Annotated in this window: 14 protein-coding genes; 12 read left to right on the top strand and 2 right to left on the bottom strand. The window is 74.9% G+C overall.

From position 1 onward, the window contains the following. The first annotated feature begins 253 nt into the window (after positions 1 to 253). The 10 genes from KM933_RS25335 (at position 254) to KM933_RS25290 (ending at position 14,263) form a co-directional block, all read left to right on the top strand. Positions 254 to 1,354, top strand: coding sequence for a sensor histidine kinase (locus tag KM933_RS25335; RefSeq protein ID WP_221356013.1), 1,101 nt, complete (start codon positions 254 to 256; stop codon positions 1,352 to 1,354). Next, the gene (locus KM933_RS25330) at positions 1,351 to 2,037 is read left to right on the top strand and encodes a response regulator (RefSeq protein WP_221356011.1); all 687 of its coding nucleotides are present in this window, start codon (positions 1,351 to 1,353) and stop codon (positions 2,035 to 2,037) included. Before KM933_RS25335 ends, KM933_RS25330 begins: the two co-directional genes overlap by 4 nt. A gap of 71 nt (positions 2,038 to 2,108) precedes the next feature. Beyond that, positions 2,109 to 2,801, top strand: coding sequence for a DUF4232 domain-containing protein (locus KM933_RS25325; protein WP_221356009.1), 693 nt, complete (start codon positions 2,109 to 2,111; stop codon positions 2,799 to 2,801). 46 nt (positions 2,802 to 2,847) lie between these two features. Beyond that, the gene (locus tag KM933_RS25320) at positions 2,848 to 4,782 is read left to right on the top strand and encodes a gamma-glutamyltransferase family protein (RefSeq protein ID WP_308013542.1); all 1,935 of its coding nucleotides are present in this window, start codon (positions 2,848 to 2,850) and stop codon (positions 4,780 to 4,782) included. A gap of 141 nt (positions 4,783 to 4,923) precedes the next feature. Further along, complete coding sequence (locus tag KM933_RS25315; protein ID WP_221356007.1) at positions 4,924 to 5,769, top strand: inositol monophosphatase family protein; 846 nt, start codon at positions 4,924 to 4,926, stop codon at positions 5,767 to 5,769. 143 nt (positions 5,770 to 5,912) lie between these two features. Then, a complete protein-coding gene (locus tag KM933_RS25310; RefSeq protein ID WP_221356005.1) occupies positions 5,913 to 7,331 on the top strand; it encodes a phytoene desaturase family protein in 1,419 nt (472 codons plus the stop codon). Then, entirely contained in the window at positions 7,328 to 7,849 is a 522-nt protein-coding gene (locus KM933_RS25305; protein WP_221356004.1) for an O-acetyl-ADP-ribose deacetylase, read from the top strand. Before KM933_RS25310 ends, KM933_RS25305 begins: the two co-directional genes overlap by 4 nt. Positions 7,850 to 8,185: 336 nt before the next feature. Next, positions 8,186 to 12,145, top strand: coding sequence for a glycoside hydrolase family 2 TIM barrel-domain containing protein (locus KM933_RS25300; RefSeq protein ID WP_221356002.1), 3,960 nt, complete (start codon positions 8,186 to 8,188; stop codon positions 12,143 to 12,145). Positions 12,146 to 12,234: 89 nt separating this feature from the next. Next, on the top strand, positions 12,235 to 13,722 hold the full coding sequence (locus KM933_RS25295; protein WP_308013541.1) for an AlkA N-terminal domain-containing protein: 1,488 nt from the start codon (positions 12,235 to 12,237) through the stop codon (positions 13,720 to 13,722). A gap of 49 nt (positions 13,723 to 13,771) precedes the next feature. Continuing rightward, positions 13,772 to 14,263: a methylated-DNA--[protein]-cysteine S-methyltransferase gene (locus tag KM933_RS25290; protein WP_221356000.1), complete on the top strand. Its 492-nt coding sequence runs from the start codon at positions 13,772 to 13,774 to the stop codon at positions 14,261 to 14,263. A gap of 102 nt (positions 14,264 to 14,365) precedes the next feature. Here KM933_RS25290 and KM933_RS25285 read toward each other — a convergent pair whose 3' ends face one another. After that, positions 14,366 to 14,899 carry an NUDIX domain-containing protein gene (locus KM933_RS25285; RefSeq protein ID WP_221355998.1) on the bottom strand — a complete coding sequence of 178 codons (534 nt, stop codon included), beginning with the start codon at positions 14,897 to 14,899 and terminating at the stop codon, positions 14,366 to 14,368. 172 nt (positions 14,900 to 15,071) lie between these two features. Between KM933_RS25285 and KM933_RS25280 the strand changes: the two genes are divergently transcribed. Both KM933_RS25280 and KM933_RS25275 read left to right on the top strand, forming a co-directional pair. Then, entirely contained in the window at positions 15,072 to 15,344 is a 273-nt protein-coding gene (locus KM933_RS25280; RefSeq protein WP_221355996.1) for a hypothetical protein, read from the top strand. Between the two features lie 98 nt (positions 15,345 to 15,442). After that, positions 15,443 to 16,609: a glycerate kinase gene (locus KM933_RS25275; protein WP_221355994.1), complete on the top strand. Its 1,167-nt coding sequence runs from the start codon at positions 15,443 to 15,445 to the stop codon at positions 16,607 to 16,609. Between the two features lie 103 nt (positions 16,610 to 16,712). On the opposite strand, the gene KM933_RS25270 is transcribed toward KM933_RS25275, so the two are convergent. Next, a complete protein-coding gene (locus KM933_RS25270) occupies positions 16,713 to 17,897 on the bottom strand; it encodes a PucR family transcriptional regulator (RefSeq protein ID WP_221355991.1) in 1,185 nt (394 codons plus the stop codon). Positions 17,898 to 18,138 lie beyond the last annotated feature (241 nt).

The raw sequence follows: 18,138 nt of genomic DNA, 5'->3' as shown, positions 1-18,138 counted from the left end.
GCCGTGGATCCGGGCGGGGTGGATCCGGGCGGGGTGGATCCGGGCGGGGTGGATCCGGTCGGGGTGGTCTCGAACGGTGCGGTCATGGGGAGAACCCTGGCTCTTCGGGGCACCGTCCCGCGTCGTACCGGTGGAGGCAGTCGGTGGTGCGCCGACGCGACCGGCCCGCGCGTCCCGCTACTCCGGGGGGAGTAGTCCCGGAGTTGTCCACAGGGCTGACGCTCCTGTCCGCCCGGCGGTCTACGGTACGGACATGAACGCGGACCGGGGCACCGTCGAGCGGCTCGCCGACGTGGCGCTCGCCGTCGTGGTCGGCGCGATCGCGGTGTCCGCGGCGCTCCTCGACGAGGACACCACGTCCGTCGACCTGGCGCTGATCGCGGCCGGTTCGCTCGCGCTGGCGGCCTACCGGAGGGCGCCCCGCGCGGTGCTGGCCGTCACCACGGCGCTGCTGGCCGCCCATGTGCTGCACGCCCGGCCCGGGCCGGTGTCCGCCCTTCCCGTGCTGGCCGCCGTGCACAGCGCCGCACAGGCGGGGTACCGCGGCGCGGGTGCGGGCGCGGGCGCCGTGTTCCTCGGCGCGTTCCTCATGGCGGGCCCCGTGCCGCAGGACAGCGTCGAGCGGACGGCCCTGCTCGCGGGCTGGTTCCTGTGCGCCGTGGTCACGGGCCTCGCGGGCCGCAACTGGCAGGCGTACCTGCGCCAGACGGAACAGCGCGCCCTGGAGGCCGAGCGCACCCGGGAGGAGGCGGCCCTGCGCCGGGCGGGTGAGGAACGCCTGCGTATCGCGCGCGAGTTGCACGACTCCCTGACCCACAGCATCTCCATCGTGAAACTGCAGGCGGGCGTCGCCGTCCATCTGGCACGCAAGCGCGGTGAGGAGATACCCCCGGCCCTGCTCGCCATCCAGGAGGCCGGCGGGGAGGCCATGCGCGAACTGCGCGCCACGCTGGAGGTGCTGCGCACCGACGAGCCGACCGGCACGCCGGCCCTGCTGGTGGAGCGCGCCCGGGCGGCGGGCCTCGCCGTCGACCTGACCGTGACCGGCCACGAGCGCCCGCTTCGGACGACGGTGGACCGCGCCGCGTACCGCATCGTCCAGGAGGCCCTCACCAACGCGGCACGGCACGCCGGTCCCGCCAAGGTCACCGTGCGACTCGACTACGGGGCGGAGGAGCTGACGATACGCGTCGACGACGACGGCAGCGCCGAACCGTCCCGCCCGCCCACCGAGGGCATCGGACTCACCGGTATGCGCGAGCGGGTCACGGCGCTCGGTGGCACCCTGCACGCTGCCCCGCGCGCGGAGGGCGGCTTCTCGGTGCGGGCCGGGCTGCCCCTGGAGCAGGCGTGATCCGGGTCGCGCTCATCGACGACCAGGCGCTCATGCGGGCCGGGTTCCGGGCCCTGCTGGACGCCGAGGAGGGCATCGAGGTGGTCGGCGAGGCGGCCGACGGCGAGCAGGGCGTGGACCTGGTGCGCGCACGGGTGCCGGACATCGCCCTCGTCGACGTCCAGATGCCGGTGATGACGGGCATCGAGGCGACCCGCCGGATCGCCGCCGACCCGCGGCTGTCCGGCGTCCGCGTGGTGATGCTGACCAACTACGGCCTCGACGAGTACGTCTTCGAGGCGCTGCGGGCCGGTGCCAGCGGGTTCCTGCTCAAGGACACCGAGCCCGCCGACCTCCTCCAGGCCATCGAGGTCGTCACGCGCGGCGAGGCCCTGCTGTCGCCGTCCGTCACCCGCACGCTGATCGGCGAGTTCGTGGCCCGGCCACCGGACCGGGCGAGGGCGCCCGGCCTGGAGTGCCTCACCCGCCGCGAACGCGAGGTCACCGCGCTCGCCGCCCGCGGCCTCACCAACGAGGAGATCGCCGCCCACATGGTGATCAGCCCCTTCACCGCCAAGACCCACGTCAGCCGTGCGATGACCAAACTCGGTGCCCGGGACCGCGCCCAACTGGTGGTCTTCGCCTACGAGTCGGGTCTGGTCACGGCACGCGGACAGGGGGAGTGGCGGTACGGGGAGGGGTGAGGTCGGCAGGGCGGCGTCGCGGACATGGCGGAGGGGCGGCTTTCGCCGGGAGTCCGTGTGATGATCGGCGGGTGATCGTCATACGCCCGGGACCGCTGCGCAGTGCCGCCCTCGTCTGTCTGCTGGTGCTGGGAGCGGGCGGGTGCGGGCTCTCCGCCGAGCTGGACCGGGAGAGCAACCCCGAACGCACGCGGCCCCCGAGCCCGAGTCCGAGCCTGACGACGGCGCCGCCCCCGGCCCCGGTTCCGTCCTCGCCGCCGACCGCCGGGCCGTCCGTGGCCGTTCCCGACCGGCAGCCGGAGGGCTGTCCGGCCTCGGGGCTGCGCTTCGAGGCCGATCAGGGCGACGCCGCGATGGGCCTGCGCGCCATGGGCCTTCATGTCACCAACTGCGGTGACCGGCCGCACCGGCTGAACGGCTACCCGGACGTCCTCGTGCTGGACGCTTCGGGCACCCCCTTCCCGGGCGTGCGGACCGTCGAGGGCACGGACCAGGTGTCCATGGCCCCGGAGGACCCCGGCCCGCGCCCGCTGACGCTCGGCCCCGGCGAGACGGCGCACGCGTCCCTGTACTGGCGGATGCACAACACGGACGGTGTGTACCTCCGCGTCGCCGCGCGGAAGGGCGACGGCACCGTGACCGTACGGCCTCCGCACCCGCTGGACATCGGTCCGGAGAACGTGCTCGGGACGACTGCCTGGCAGCCCTCGGAGCGCCGGCAGCGGACACCTGCCCACCCTCGTCCGGCGTCCGCCGACCGCTGATCACCGACCGCCGGCCGCGGGTCCGCCCCGCAGTGAGGAGTCCCCCGTGTTCACCACCCGCCCCACCCTCCAGGGCACCTTCGGAATGGTGTCCTCCACGCACTGGCTCGCCTCGCAGTCGGCGATGGCCGTGCTGGAGGACGGCGGCAACGCGTACGACGCCGCCGTTGCCGCGGGGTTCGTGCTGCACGTCGTCGAGCCGCACCTCAACGGGCCCGCGGGCGAGGTGCCGATCCTCCTCGCCCCGGCGGGCGGCGAGGTGCGGGTCCTGTGCGGGCAGGGCGTGGCCCCGGCGGGGGCCACGGTCGCCCACTACCGGGGACTGGGCCTGGACCTCGTGCCCGGCACCGGGCCGCTCGCGGCCGCCGTGCCCGGCGCCTTCGACGCGTGGATGCTGCTCCTGCGCGACCACGGCACCAAGTCCCTGGCGGACGTCCTGAAGTACGCCATCGGGTACGCGGAGGACGGGCACGCACCCGTGGAGCGCGTCGGTGAGACCGTGGAGACCGTACGGGAGCTCTTCGAGACCGAGTGGGCGTCGTCCGCCGAGGTGTACCTGCCGGGAGGCAGGCCCCCGCGGCCGGGCGAACTGTTCCGGAACCCCGCGCTGGCCGCGACCTGGCGACGGCTGCTCACGGAGGCCGCGGAGGAGTCCCGGACCGCGGAGGAGTCCCGGGCCGCGCGGGAGGCCGGAGGCGCGGGCGGGTCCGGGGAACGGGTCGCCGGCGCCTGGGCCGCCGGTGCCCGGGTCGCCGGGATCGAGGCCGCGCGGCGGATCTGGCGGGAGGGCTTCATCGCCGAGGCGCTGGTGCGGCAGGCGGGCCGCCCCACGCGGGACACCAGCGGCGAGCGGCACACCGGCACGCTCACGGCGGCCGACCTGGCCTCCTGGTCCGCCGGCTACGAGACGCCGGCCACGTACGACTGGCGGGGCTGGACCCTGTGCAAGGCCGGGCCCTGGAGCCAGGGCCCGGTGCTCCTCCAGCAGCTGGCCCTGCTGCCGCCCGAGCTGCCGCGGTACGGCTCCGCCGAGTACGTGCACCTGCTGGTCGAGGGCTGCAAGCTCGCGATGGCCGACCGGGAGGCATGGTACGGGGACGCCGGCGGGGTGCCCCCGGCCGACCTGCTGTCGGACCTGCTGTCGCCGGAGTACAACGCCGGGCGGCGGGCGCTGATCGGCGAGCGGGCCTCCCACGGGCTGCGGCCGGGGAGCCCCGGCGGGCGGACCCCGCTGCTCGCCGGGCATGCGCGCGCGGTGGCCGCCGGAGAGAGAACCGCCGTCCAGCCGGGAGCCCCGGGGGCGGGCGAGCCGACCGTGGCCGAGCCGCCGGCGTCCCCCGTGCCCGGCGAACCGGGCGTCTCCGCGGACGGCGGCACCCGGGGCGACACCTGCCACCTCGACGTCGTCGACCGCTGGGGCAACATGGTCTCGGCCACCCCCAGCGGCGGCTGGCTGCAGTCCAACCCGGTCGTGCCCGAGCTGGGCTTCCCGCTCGGCACCCGGCTCCAGATGGCCTGGCTGGAGGAAGGACTGCCCAACTCCCTGACTCCGGGACGCCGTCCGCGCACGACGCTCACCCCGTCGCTCGCGCTGCGGGACGGGGTCCCCGTCCTGGCGTTCGGCACGCCGGGCGGTGACCAGCAGGACCAGTGGCAGCTGCACTTCTTCCTGGCCGTCGCCCTGCGCGCGGAGGTACGCGGCGGCCTGGACCTGCAGGGCGCGATCGACGCCCCGAACTGGCACAACGACAGCTTCCCCGGCTCCTTCCACCCGCGCGGCATGCGCCCCGGCAGCGTGACCGTGGAGTCGCGCACGGATCCCGCGGTCGTCGCGGAGCTGCGGCGCCGCGGCCACGACGTCCAGGTCGGCGGCGCCTGGTCCGAGGGACGGCTGTGCGCGGTGGCCCGCGACCCGCGCACCGGTGTGCTGTCGGCGGCCGCGAATCCGCGCGGGATGCAGGGGTACGCGGTCGGGCGCTGACCCGGGGCCCACGCGATGCCCGCCCGGTGCGGCCCGCGGCGGACCCCGGGCCGGCGCCCGAGTCCTCGTTGTTCATGCCGATTCCACCCGGGATGCACCCGACGGGCGGGGATTGTCAGTGGTGCGTGCTCTCATGGAGACATGATCGAACACATGGAAACCATCGACGAGTTTCTCGCGCACCGCACCGCCGACGTCGAGGAGGCCGTCCGCAGGGCCGCCGCCACCGAGATCATGCCGCGCTTCCGGCGGCTCGCGGCGCACGAGGTCGACCAGAAGAGCGGCCCGCACGACCTGGTCACGGACGCCGACCGCAAGGCCGAGCAGTACCTCACCGAGGTGCTCGGCAAGCTGCTGCCCGGCTCCGTCGTGGTCGGCGAGGAGGCGGTGCACGCCAACCCGGTGACGTACGAGGCGATCCAGGACGACACGCCGGTCTGGATAGTCGACCCCGTCGACGGCACCCGTCAGTTCGTCCACGGCGACCCCGGCTTCTGCACGCTGGTCGCGCTCGCCCGGCGTGGAGTCCTCCTGGCGTCCTGGACGTACGCCCCGGCCCGCGACCAGCTCGCCGTGGCCGTGCGGGGCCGTGGCGCCCTGCTCGACGGCACGCCCCTGCGGGCCGGCACTCCCGACCCCGGCCGCGACCTCGAAGTCGCCACCTCCCACCCGGACTACACGACGGACGACCAGAAGCGCGCGCTCCTGGGCCTGCGCACGGACGGCGTCGCCCCGCGGGCCTGCGGCTCGGCCGGTCTGGAGTACCTCGCCGTCGCGCGCGGCGAGCTGGACGCCACCGCGTTCTCCTGGGAGGCCGCCTGGGACCACGCGGCGGGCATCCTCCTCGTCGAGGAGGCGGGCGGCGCGCACCTGACGCTCTCGGGGGAGCCGTTCCGCATAACCGGCGGCAACGCGCTCCCGTTCACGGCGGCACGCGACGCGGCCACGGCCCGCCGGGTGGTGGCGCTCCTAGCGGACGGCGCCTGAGCCGCGGCGGTACGGGGACCGGCGCGAACCACGGGGGGCCCGGCGCGTACCACGGGCCCGGCGGGGCGGGGCTGAAGCGGGGCGGCCGCGGGCCCGGCATATCCTGACCCCCAGTGGCCGTCGGCTGACGAAGGAGTCCGAAGGTGCCGTCGATGCTCGATGCCGTCGTGGTGGGTGCGGGGCCGAACGGCCTGACCGCTGCCGTGGAGCTGGCCCGCCGGGGCTTCTCCGTGGCCGTCTTCGAGGCGCGCGACACCGTCGGGGGAGGCGCCCGCACCGAGGAGCTGACCCTGCCCGGCTTCCGGCACGACCCGTGCTCGGCCGCGCACCCCCTGGGCGTCAACTCGCCCGCCTTCCGGTCGATGCCCCTCGACCGGTACGGACTGGAGTGGCTCCAGCCCGGGCTGCCCATGGCGCACCCCTTCCCGGACGGCACGGCGGCCGTGCTGTCCCGGTCCGTGGCCGAGACGGCGGCCTCCTTCGGACCGCGCGACGCGGGCACCTACCGCAGACTCGTGGAGCCCTTCACCCACCGGTGGGACACCCTCGTACGGGACTTCATGTCCCTGCCGCTCAGCGCGCTGCCCCGCGACCCGCTCACCCTCGCCCGCTTCGGCCTGGCCGGTCTGCCGCCCTCGACGTGGCTGATGCGCAGGTTCCGCGACGAGCGGGCCAGGACGCTCTTCGCGGGACTCGTCGCGCACGTCATGTCCCCGCTCGACGGCCTCGCCACCGGCGCCGTCGGACTGGTCTTCGCGCTGGCCGCGCACGCCCGCGGCTGGCCCGTCGCCCGCGGCGGCTCCCAGGCGATCTCCGACGCGCTCGCCGCGTACCTGGCGGACCTGGGCGGCGCCGTCCACACCGACTACGAGGTCAAGCGCCTGGACGACCTGCCGCCCGCCCGCGCGTACGTCTTCGACACCTCGCCCACCGCGCTGAGCCGGATCGCGGGCTTCGGGCGGTACTACGGGCACTACCGCTACGGGGCGGGCGTCTTCAAGATCGACTACGCCCTCGACGGACCGGTGCCGTGGACCGCACCGGAGGCCCGCAGGGCCGGCACGGTGCAGGTCGGCGCGGACAGCCGGGAGATCGGGGCCGCCCTGCGCGCGGCCTCCCGGGAGGGCCGGGCCCCGGACGCGCCGTTCCTGATCACCGTGCAGCCCGGCGTCGTCGACCCTTCCCGGGCACCCGAGGGCAAGCAGGTGTTCTGGGCGTACGGCCATGTCCCGAACGGCTGGACCGGGGACCTCACGGACCGCGTCGAGCGCCAGCTGGAGCGTTTCGCGCCCGGCTTCCGCGACCGGGTCCTGGCCCGGGCCACGGCGGGCCCGCCCGAACTGGCCGCCCGCAACGCCAACTACGTGGGCGGCGACATCGGCTGCGGCGCCTCCTCCGGCCTCCAGCTCATGCTGCGCCCCACCCTGTCGGCGTTCCCGTACCGCACACCGCACCCCGCGGTGTTCCTCTGCTCCTCCGCCACCCCGCCCGGCCCCGGCGTGCACGGCATGTCGGGGCACAACGCCGCCAAGGCCGTATGGAAGAGGCTCCGCCGGACATGACCACCCTCCACCTCGTCCAGGGCGACATCACCGAGCAGGGCGTGGACGCGATCGTCAACGCCGCGAACTCCTCCCTGCTGGGCGGCGGGGGCGTGGACGGCGCGATCCACCGGCGCGGCGGCCCGGACATCCTCGCGGAGTGCCGGGAGCTGCGTGCCTCGCGGTACGGCAAGGGGCTGCCGACGGGGCAGGCCGTCGCCACGACCGCCGGTCGGCTGGACGCGCGGTGGGTGATCCACACCGTCGGACCCGTCTTCAGCCGGAGCGAGGACCGGTCCGGACTGCTGGCCTCCTGCTACCGGGAGTCGCTGCGGGTCGCGGACGGGCTGGGGGCGCGGAGCGTCGCGTTCCCGGCCGTCTCCGCCGGCGTCTACGGATGGCCGCTGGAGGACGCCGCCCGCATCGCCGTCGCGACGGTGCGGGGCGCGCAGACGGCGGTCGACGACGTCAGGTTCGTCCTCTTCGACGAGCGGGCGTACGAGGCGTTCGCCGCGCAGGTGCGCCGACCGCAGCCCTGACCGCTGCGCCGCCCGCCGCTGAACTGACCGTTGCGCCGCCCGCCGCGTTGTGCCGCGGACCGTACCGGGGAGCATCGGAGCGGGGGAGCGGCCCGCCGGTCACGACCGTCGGCCGCGTCCGCCGCCCTCAGGTTCACACAAAGTCCGACAGGGTCATTGCTCGTCTTGTGTTCGGGTCCTAGGGTTTTCCGTGGCTCACCGGGTGCCTTCGTCCTCACCGGTCGCCTTCCGGCCCGGCACCACCTCCCGTACGCCGACCGCATCGACCGAACCCGACCAGCCCTGACGCTCCCTCAGTTCGTGCGCCCCGCTGTCGTACCGAGGAAGGCCACAGCCATGCCGCAGCCTCACCCGCAGCCGCACCCGCGTCCTCACCCGCGCCCGTTCCCCGTCAGCCGCCGCCGGCTCGTCGAGGGAGGGGCCGCCGTCCTGGGCGCACTCGCCCTGCCCGCCGTGTCGTCCCCCGCCGCCCGCGCCGCCGCGGACCCGCACGCCGCGGACCCGCCCGCCGCGGACGGCCCGCCGGAGTGGAACGGCGCCATCGACGTCTTCCAGGTCGGCAGCGAGCCACCGCACACCACGCTCACGCCCTACGCGGACGTCGCGCAGGCCCTGGCGGGCGACCGCACGCGCTCGCCGTACCGGATGAGCCTCGACGGGAGGTGGAAGTTCGCCTACGCCGACCGCCCGGACGACCGGGACACCGACTTCCACCGCACCGACGTCGACGACAGCTCCTGGGACACCGTTCCCGTCCCCTCCGCCTGGCAGCTGCACGGCTACGACTTCCCGATCTACATCAACATCACCTACCCCTACTGGGGACCCAACGGCCTGGGCGAGGAGCCGCGGCCCCCGGCCGCCCCGACCCGCTACAACCCCGTGGGCCAGTACAGACGCACCTTCACCGTCCCGCGGGGGTGGTCGGGCCGGCGGACGTTCCTGCACTTCGAAGGCGTCAAGTCGGCCCACTACGTGTGGATCAACGGCGAGCTGGTGGGCTACCGCGAGGACTCGTACACCCCCGCCGAGTACGACATCACCGAGCACCTCAAGCCCGGTACCAACCAGATCGCGGTGGAGGTGTACCGCTACTCCGACGGCGACTGGCTGGAGGACCAGGACATGATCCGGCTGAGCGGCATCTTCCGCTCGGTCCACCTCTACTCCACCCCGGCCGTGCACCTGCGCGACTTCAAGCTGGACACCCCGCTGAGCGACGGCTGCAAGGCCGCCGAGCTGTCGGTCACCGCGAGCGTGCGCGACTACGCCGGCCGGGAGGGCACCGGTACCGGCACCGGGGGCACGTACTCCGTCGAGACCCAGCTCCACGACGCCCGCGGGCACGCCGTCTGGTCCCGCCCGCTGCAGCAGACCGTCGACCTGGACTCCGTCCCGGCCGGCCAGGACGTGACCGTGCGGGCCACCAGGGCGGTCCCCGCGCCGCAGCTGTGGTCGGCCGAGCACCCGTACCTCTACACGGCCGTGCTGCGGCTGCGCGACCCGGCGGGCGAGGTCGTCGAGACGCTCTCCCACCGCGTCGGCCTGCGCGAGTTCGCCCTGAAGGACGGGCTGATGCGCGTCAACGGGCAGCCCGTCTCCCTGCGCGGCACCAACCGGCACGAGATGCACCCCGACCGCGGCACCGCCCTCACCCGCGCGGACATGGTGCGGGACATCCAGACCATCAAGCGGACGAACATCAACTCCGTCCGCACCTCGCACTACCCGAACAACACGCTCTGGTACGAACTCGCCGACGAGTACGGCCTGTACCTCGTGGACGAGACCAACCTGGAGACCCACGGCATCCGCGACGAGTACCCGGGCGACCACGCGGACTGGAGCAGGGCCTGCGTGGCCCGCGCCCGGAACATGGTCCACCGCGACAAGAACCACGCCTCGGTCGTCATCTGGTCGCTCGGCAACGAGGCCGGCGGCGGCAGCACCTTCGTCGCCATGCGCGACTGGATCCGCTCGTACGACCCCACCCGCGTCATCCAGTACGAGGGCGACGACCGGCCGCACATCAGCGACATCCGCTCGAAGATGTACGAGAGCCCCGCCCGTGTCGAGGCCCGCGCGAAGGACACCTCGGACACCCGCCCGTACGTCATGATCGAGTACTCCCACTCGATGGGGAACTCGACCGGCAACTTCAAGAAGTACTGGGACGTCGTCCGGCGCCACGACGTGCTGCAGGGCGGCTGGATCTGGGACTTCGCCGACCAGTCCCTGACCACGCCGACCCCGCGGCGCACCCTGTTCACCGAGGAGGGACCCGGCGCCCTGCGCGGGGAGATCCAGGCCGGCGGCGCGGCCTTCGACCGGGAGAAGGGCCTGTCCGGCAGCACGGTCTTCGCCCGCGACCCCGGCCTCGACCTCACCGGCTCCCTGACCCTGGAAGCCTGGATCACCCCGCACGTCACCGGCTACCACCAGCCGATCGTCGCCAAGGGCGACACCCAGTACGCCCTGAAGCAGACGGACCGGACCCTGGAGTTCTTCATCCACGGCGACGGCCAGTGGGTGGCCGCGAACTGGGCGCTCCCGGACGGCTGGACCGGCCGGGAGCACCACGTCGCCGGCGTCTTCGACGCGGCGGCGGGCACACTGACCCTGTACGTCGACGGCACGGCCAGGGCCACCCGGACCACCACCCGGCGGCCCGCGGCCAACACCGCGCCCCTCTCGCTCGCCACGGACGTCGACAACCCCACCCGCGAGTTCAGCGGCACGATCCGGCGGGCACGCGTATACGCCCGCGCCCTGTCGGGGGCCGAACTGGCCTCGGACGGACGCGGACCCGGTGACGAGGGAGTGCGGTTCTGGTTCGACGCGGCCACCGTCGGGGTGACGAGGGAACGGCCCGGGGAGCGCACGTACTTCGCCTACGGCGGCGACTGGGGCGACCACCCGAACGACGGAGCCTTCGTCGCGGACGGCATCGTCACCGCCGACCGCGGGCACACCGGCAAGGCCGCCGAGGTCAAGCGGATCTACCAGGCCGTCGGCGCCGCGCCGGCCTCCGGCGACACCCTCACGCCCGGCGCGGCGGTCACCCTCACCAACGAGTACCTGTTCACCGACCTCCGTGACTTCGACGGCAGGTGGGAACTCGTCGCGGACGGGAGGACCGTACGGCACGGAAAGCTGAGCCGCGCCCAGCTGGACGTACCACCGCTCAGCGGCAAGGACATCACCGTGCCCTTCGGAACACCGGCCCGCCCGGCGCCCGGCACGGAGTACTTCCTGCGGCTGTCCTTCACGACCAGGGAGCGCACGAAGTGGGCGGAGGCCGGCTTCGAGGTGGCCGCACAGCAGCTCCCGGTCGACGCCGGCAGCCCGCCCGTACGGCCCGTGCCGCTGGGACGCGTCCCAGCGCTGCGCCACCGGGACGGCGAGCGCTCCGTCACGGTGCGGGGGGACGGCTTCTCCGTCACCGTCGACAAGGGCACCGGGACCATCACCTCGTACGAGGCCCGCGGCACCCGGCTGATCACCGCCGGACCCGTGCCGAACTTCTGGCGCGCACCGACCGACAACGACCGGGGCAACGGCCAGCACATCCGCAACCAGACCTGGCGCGACGCCGGCACCCGGCGGAAGGTGACGGACGTGAGCGTGCGCGCCCTGCGCGACCGGGCCGTCCGGATCGAGGTCACCGGGACCCTGCCCACCACCGTCGAGTCGGCGTACACCACCACGTACACGGTCTTCGGCAACGGCGAGATCAAGGTCGGCAACACCCTGCACCCCGGCGCCGCGAGCCTGCCCTACCTCCCGGAGGTCGGCACCCTGCTCCTGCTGCCGGGACGCCTGGAACGCCTGCACTACTACGGCCGCGGCCCCGAGGAGAACCACTGGGACCGCAACGACGGCACCGACGTGGGGCTGTACTCCGGGACCGTCGCCGGGCAGTGGACGCCCTACATCCGCCCGCAGGAGAACGGCAACAGGACCGATGTCCGGTGGGCCGCCCTGACCGGCCGCGACGGCGCCGGGCTGCTCGTCTGCGGCGAACCGCTCGTCGAGGTCAACGCCTCGCACTTCACCCCCGAGGACCTGTCGGCCGGTACGCGCCACGACTACCAGCTGACCCCGCGGGACGAGGTCGTCCTGCGCGTGAACCACCGGCAGATGGGTGTGGGCGGCGACGACAGCTGGGGCGCTCACACGCACGACGAGTACAAGCTCCCCGCCGACCGGGACTACTCCTACACCTACCGGCTGCGCCCCCTGACCGACGTCGGCGGGGCGACGGCGGCCTCCCGGCGGCCCACGGCCGAGGAATGACCGGAACCGCCGGGAGGTGGCCGGGAGCGCCGAGGCAGATGTCGGATTCCCGCCAGCCATCGCCCTGAGCAAGGGCGATGCTGGTGGGCATGCAGAACGGGATGCACACCGAGACCGAGCGCTGCGTGCGCGCCGTCCAGTCGAAGGACGCCCGGTTCGACGGCTGGTTCTTCACGGCGGTCCTGACCACGGGGATCTACTGCCGGCCCAGCTGCCCCGTCGTGCCGCCCAAGCGGGAGAACATGGTGTTCTACCCGAGCGCCGCCGCCTGCCAGCAGGCCGGCTTCCGGGCGTGCAAGCGCTGCCGCCCCGACACCAGCCCCGGCTCGCCCGAGTGGAACGAGCGCGCCGACCTGGTGGCCCGCGCGATGCGGCTCATCGGCGACGGGGTCGTGGACCGCGAGGGCGTACCGGGGCTCGCCACCCGCCTCGGCTACAGCACCCGGCAGATCGAACGCCAGCTCCTCGCCGAACTGGGCGCGGGACCGCTCGCCCTGGCCCGCGCCCAGCGTGCCCAGACGGCGCGGCTGCTCATCGAGACGACCCCGCTCCCGATGGCCGAGGTCGCCTTCGCGGCGGGCTTCTCCTCGATCCGCACCTTCAACGACACGGTCCGTGAGGTCTTCGCCCTCACCCCGGGCGAACTGCGCGCCAGGGCCCCCAAGAACCGCACCGACCCCACCGGCACACCGGGAGTGCTGACGCTGCGCCTCCCCTTCCGGGCCCCGCTCAACCCCGACAACCTCTTCGGCCACCTCGTCGCCACCGGCGTGCCCGGTGTGGAGGAGTGGCGCGACGGCGCGTACCGGCGCACCCTGCGGCTGCCGTACGGCCGCGGGACCGTCGCGCTCACCCCGGGGCCCGAGCACATCGGCTGCCGGCTGACCCTCGGCGACCTGCGGGACCTGACCGTCGCCATCAGCCGCTGCCGCCGCATGCTCGACCTGGACGCGGACCCGGTCGCGGTCGACGGCCAGTTGCGGGCGGATCCGGTGCTGGCGCCCCTCGTGGACAAGGCCCCGGGCCGCCGGGTGCCCCGCACGGTCGACGAGGAGGAGTTCGCCGTACGGGCCGTGCTGGGCCAGCAGGTGTCCACGGCCGCCGCCCGTACGCACGCGGCCCGCCTGGTCACGGCCCACGGCGAAGCGGTCGACGACCCCGAGGGCGGTCTCACCCACCTGTTCCCGTCGGCCGGGTCGCTGGCGGCGCTGGACCCCGGAGCCCTCGCCATGCCGGCCGCCCGGCGGACCACCCTCACCACCCTCGTGGCCCGGCTGGCCGACGGATCCCTCACCCTGGGGGTCGAGAGCGACTGGGCCGAGACCAGGGCCCGGCTGCTGGCCCTGCCCGGGCTGGGCCCCTGGAGCGTGGAGGTCATCGCCATGCGGGCCCTCGGCGACCCCGACGCCTTCCCCGCCACCGACCTCGGAGTCCGGCACGCCGCACGGGACCTGGGCCTGCCGGTCACCCCCGCCGCGCTGACCGCGCGTGCCGAGGACTGGCGGCCCTGGCGCGCGTACGCCGTCCAGTACCTGTGGGCGACGGGCAGCCACCCGGTCAACCACCTCCCCGCATAGCCCGGCCGGGCCCCGTCCGGCCGACCGCCTACCGAAGGACGTCCACCAGGTGAAACAGCACACCGTCATCGACAGCCCGTACGGCCCGCTCACGCTCGTCGCCACCGACGGCGTCCTCAGCGGGCTCTACATGACCGACCAGCGCCACCGCCCGCCGGAGGAGACCTTCGGAGCGCCGGACGACACCCCCTTCGCCGAAGCGACCGAGGAACTGCGGGCCTACTTCGCGGGCGAGCTGAAGGACTTCTCCGTCCGGCTCCACCTGCACGGCACCCCGTTCCAGCGCTCCGTCTGGGACCAGCTCCGGAAGATCCCGTACGGCGAGACCCGGACGTACGGGGAACTCGCGGACGCCCTCGGCAACCCGAAGGCGTCCCGGGCGGTGGGCCTGGCCAACGGCAGGAACCCGCTGGGCATCATCGTGCCCTGCCACCGCGTGGTGGGCGCGAACGGCGGTCTGACGGGGTACGGCGGCGGACTGGAGCGCAAGCAGCGGCTGCTGGACTTCGAGCGGGGAGCGGGGGAGGCGGCCCTGTTCTGACCCGCCGCGCCCGCCGCGTCCGCCGCGTCCGCCGCGTCCGTCATGGGCCCGCCACGCCCGCCGCGCCCGTCACGGGCCCGGCGCCGGCGGCCAGGGGTCCGCTCACGCCCCGAGCGCGGAGGAGTCCTCCGCGCGGGGCGCTCCCGTGCCGGCCCGGCGGCCGTTCTCCAGCTCCGCCGCCCCCGTGCCCTCCGCGAGCACGTCGAGCGCGACCGTCACACGGCGGCCCAGGGCGCCCGGAAGATACCGGGGGAGTTCCTCGCGCGGGACCAGCCGCCAGGAGAGGAGCTCCGACTCCTGGAGGCGGATCGACGCGAACGTCTCCTCCGCCAGGACCCCGCCGTCGTACAGGTACGCCACCACCGGCGGCCGCGCGGTGCCGGGCACCCAGTCCACCGCGAGCAGACGGCCGATCTCCAGGTCCAGGCCGATCTCCTCCAGGGTCTCCCGGCGGGCCCCCTGCCGCGGGGTCTCGCCGGCGTCCGACTCGACGGTTCCGCCCGGCAGCGCCCAGCCCTCGCGGTAGTTGGGCTCGACGAGCAGCACACGGCCCCCGGTGTCGCGGAAGAGCGCGGCGGCGCCGGCGAGCACGCGGGGGAGGCCCGCGATGTACGTGGCGTAGTCAGGAATCGTCATCGGGCCAGCCTAACGAGAGCGGAGGGGTGGTCCGCGCGGGCGTCAACACCCGGACGCCGTACACCCGGAGTGCCGAATTACCGCCGGTCCGGCCCGCTTTACGTACATCCGGCACCGCACCACATGAGAAGGTCGTCAGGTTTTATCCGCCCTGCGTGTCTGGAGATCCATGATGTCGTCGTCGAGTCGTACGAGGGCCCTCGCGGCCGGTGCCGCCGTGGTCGCCGCCGTCCTGTCCGTCACCGGTGCGGCCGCCGCCCAGGCCGCCCCCGCCCCTGCCCCGCCCGCCCCCGCCGATCCCCTGGTCAGCACCGGGGACGTCGATGTGCGGACCGGGGACCTCGACCTCCTGGAGGACGTGCTGGAGCACATCAGCATGCCGTTCGGGCACGAGGGCACGCTGACGCACCAGCTCTACGACTCGCGCGGGGCCGACGCCGGCTGACCCGCGGCCCGCCCTGGGCAGCGGCACCCTCCCGCGGTTAGGGTCGCAGCGACGAGACCGCCCCGACGCGCGGGGCCCGGAGAGCGGGGGGACGCAAGGTGGCGGACGCCGCAGTGGATCGGACCGGCAGCCGGACCCGGCGGGTGCTCGTCGCCGCGGACAAGTTCAAGGGCTCGCTCACGGCCGTGCAGGTGGCCGAGCGGGTGACGGCGGGACTGCGCCGGGTGGCGCCGGACGTCGGGGTCGAGTCCCTCCCGGTGGCCGACGGCGGCGACGGCACCGTCGACGCGGCGGTCGCCGCCGGCTTCGAGCGGCGCGAGGTACGGGTCGCCGGGCCGCTCGGGGACGGGGTGAGCGCCGCGTTCGCACTGCGCGCGGGGACCGCGGTCGTGGAGATGGCCGAGGCCAGCGGCCTGCGGCGACTGCCCGCCGGGCTCTTCGCGCCGCTCACCTCCTCCACGTACGGGTCCGGGGAACTGCTGCGGGCCGCGCTCGACGCCGGGGCCCGCACGATCGTCCTCGGCGTCGGCGGCAGTGCGACCACCGACGGCGGGGCCGGGATGCTGGCCGCGCTGGGCGCCCGGTTCCTGGACGCGGACGGCGAGCCCGTGCCGCCCGGCGGCGGTTCCCTCGGGAAGCTCGCCACGGCGGACCTCACCGGACTCGACCCCCGGCTCGGCTCCGTCGACGTCGTCCTCGCCGGTGACGTCGACAATCCGCTGACCGGGCCGAAGGGCGCGCCGGCGGTGTACGGACCGCAGAAGGGCGCCACCCCGGACGACGTGGCGGTGCTCGACGCGGGGCTCGCGCACTTCGCCGCGGTGCTGGAGGAGACGGTCGGGAGCCGGGCCGCGGGGTGCGCCGCCGCGCCCGGCGCGGGGGCCGCCGGGGGCATCGGGTACGGGGCCCTGGTGGGGCTCGGCGCGCGGTTCCGCCCCGGCATCGAGGTCATGCTCGACGTGCTGGGGTTCGCGGACGCGCTGGAGCGGGCGACGCTGGTGATCACCGGGGAGGGGTCGCTGGACGGGCAGACCCTCCACGGGAAGGCCCCCGCGGGGGTGGCCGCGGCCGCGCGGGCGGCCGGTCTGGAGGTGGTCGCCGTGTGCGGGCGGCTGGCGCTCGGGCCCGAGGAGCTCGGGCGGGCCGGGATCCGGCGGGCGTACCCGCTCACGGACGTCGAGCCGGATGTGGGGCGCTGCATCGCCGGGGCGGGGCCGCTCCTGGAGACCGTCGCGGCACGGATCGCGGCGGACTTCCTCCGCTGATCCGAGGATCCCGCCCCCGCCCCCGCCGCCCCTGCCCGTCCCGACCCCGGGGGCTCCGCCCCCGGACCCCCGTCGTCCTCGAACGCCGGACGGGCCGAAGAACTCAGCCCAGCCGGTACGCGTCCAGCGCCAGCGTCATCTCGATCAGGTCCCGTGGGCGCGCCAGCGACCGCGCGGTGAGCTGCTCCAGGCGGCGCAGGCGGTTGAAGACCGTGTTCCGGTGGCAGTAGAGCCGACCGGCCGCCCGCCCCGCGGAACCCTCGCAGCACAGCCACGCGTCCAGCGTCTCCAGCAGCACCGCCCGGTCACCCGGCTCCAGTTCCAGCAGCGGACCGAGGACGTCCGACACCAGCCGCCCGGCCAGCTCCGGCTGGCTCACGACGAGCGCCGTCGGCATCCGCCGGTCGAGCCGCACGACGGCACTCGCGTCGGGCGGACACGTGCGCAGCGCCAGCTCGGCCAGTCGCCGGGCCCGTCCGAGCTCGGCGAGCCCGGCGACGACGGGACTGATCCCGCCGGGCCCCGAACAGCGCCCGTCGAGCGCCCGCGCGACCCCGTCGAGACCCTGTCCGGAGGACAGGGCCACCACTCCGACCTCGCAGTCCGCCCGCATCCGCCAGACGAACCGCAGCCCCTCGCCCTCCACGGGCCGCCGGACGGGCTCCCGCCGTTCGGCGCGCAGCACGACCACGGCGTACGGACCCCGTTCGGGCAGGTCGAGGCCCGCGGCGGCCCGTGCCGCCAGACCGGGCGCCTCCTGCCCCTCCAGGAGCGCGTCGAGCAGCGCCTGCAACCGCTCGTCGGTACGCCGCCGCAGCTCCGCCTCGGTCGCCCGGTAGGACTCGCTCGCCGCCGCGGCCTGCGCGTCCACGGCGGACCACACCATGGTCGCCGACCGCATCAGCACCGTCAGCCGCTCCGGCCCCCGTCCGGCCGCCTCCTCCATCAGGGCGTCCCACACCAGATAGCCGGCGGTGCGGTACGCGTGCACCAGCAGTTCGAGCGGCAGACCCTGCTGGGCCCGGCGCCGCCCCGCCTCCTCCGCGTACTCCAGGTCGCGGCGGGGCGAGTCCCGGGGCGCGGAGATCGTCCCGATCCCGATCCGCATCGCCTCCTCCGCCTCCCGCCACTGCTGGTCGTACGGCAGGAACTCCCCGTAGACGGGAGAGTGCCCGGCCAGCTGCCGCATGTGCTCGTCGACGAGCTCCGGCAGCCGTTCGAGCAGCGCCGTGCAGGACTCGGCGAGCAGCTTCCAGTCATGACCGGTACGCCTTCCGCGGGCTCCCATGGCCGGAGGATGCCACGGGGGTGACGCCCCGCGCAGGCCCCTGACACGCGGTGTTGTGCGCGCGCACAACGCGCGACCGCACCCGCTGGTCACCCGCAGCGATTCGCCCGCGCCCCGTGGACGGACGCTCCCGCCGGTGCTGTCGTGAGCGCCACACCCGGCCGTCCACACGCCGGCCGTGCCCGCACCTTCGGCGCACGCCGGGGTCGGGAGCGCGACGACAGCGCGATGGCAGCGCGAC

Source organism: Streptomyces beigongshangae (genome assembly GCF_019710745.1).
Taxonomy (GTDB): domain Bacteria; phylum Actinomycetota; class Actinomycetes; order Streptomycetales; family Streptomycetaceae; genus Streptomyces; species Streptomyces beigongshangae.
The sequence above is the reverse complement of the archived record's forward strand: the minus strand, read 5'-3'. Positions and strand labels throughout refer to the sequence as shown.

Excerpts from the sequence above, each read along its gene's own strand:
- KM933_RS25335 (WP_221356013.1), top strand. The coding sequence starts at position 254 with ATGAACGCGGACCGGGGCACCGTCGAGCGGCTCGCCGACGTGGCGCTC.
- KM933_RS25315 (WP_221356007.1), top strand. The coding sequence starts at position 4,924 with ATGATCGAACACATGGAAACCATCGACGAGTTTCTCGCGCACCGCACC.
- KM933_RS25305 (WP_221356004.1), top strand. The coding sequence starts at position 7,328 with ATGACCACCCTCCACCTCGTCCAGGGCGACATCACCGAGCAGGGCGTG.
- KM933_RS25300 (WP_221356002.1), top strand. The coding sequence starts at position 8,186 with ATGCCGCAGCCTCACCCGCAGCCGCACCCGCGTCCTCACCCGCGCCCG.
- KM933_RS25295 (WP_308013541.1), top strand. The coding sequence starts at position 12,235 with ATGCAGAACGGGATGCACACCGAGACCGAGCGCTGCGTGCGCGCCGTC.
- KM933_RS25285 (WP_221355998.1), bottom strand. The coding sequence starts at position 14,899 with ATGACGATTCCTGACTACGCCACGTACATCGCGGGCCTCCCCCGCGTG.
- KM933_RS25280 (WP_221355996.1), top strand. The coding sequence starts at position 15,072 with ATGTCGTCGTCGAGTCGTACGAGGGCCCTCGCGGCCGGTGCCGCCGTG.
- KM933_RS25270 (WP_221355991.1), bottom strand. The coding sequence starts at position 17,897 with ATGGGAGCCCGCGGAAGGCGTACCGGTCATGACTGGAAGCTGCTCGCC.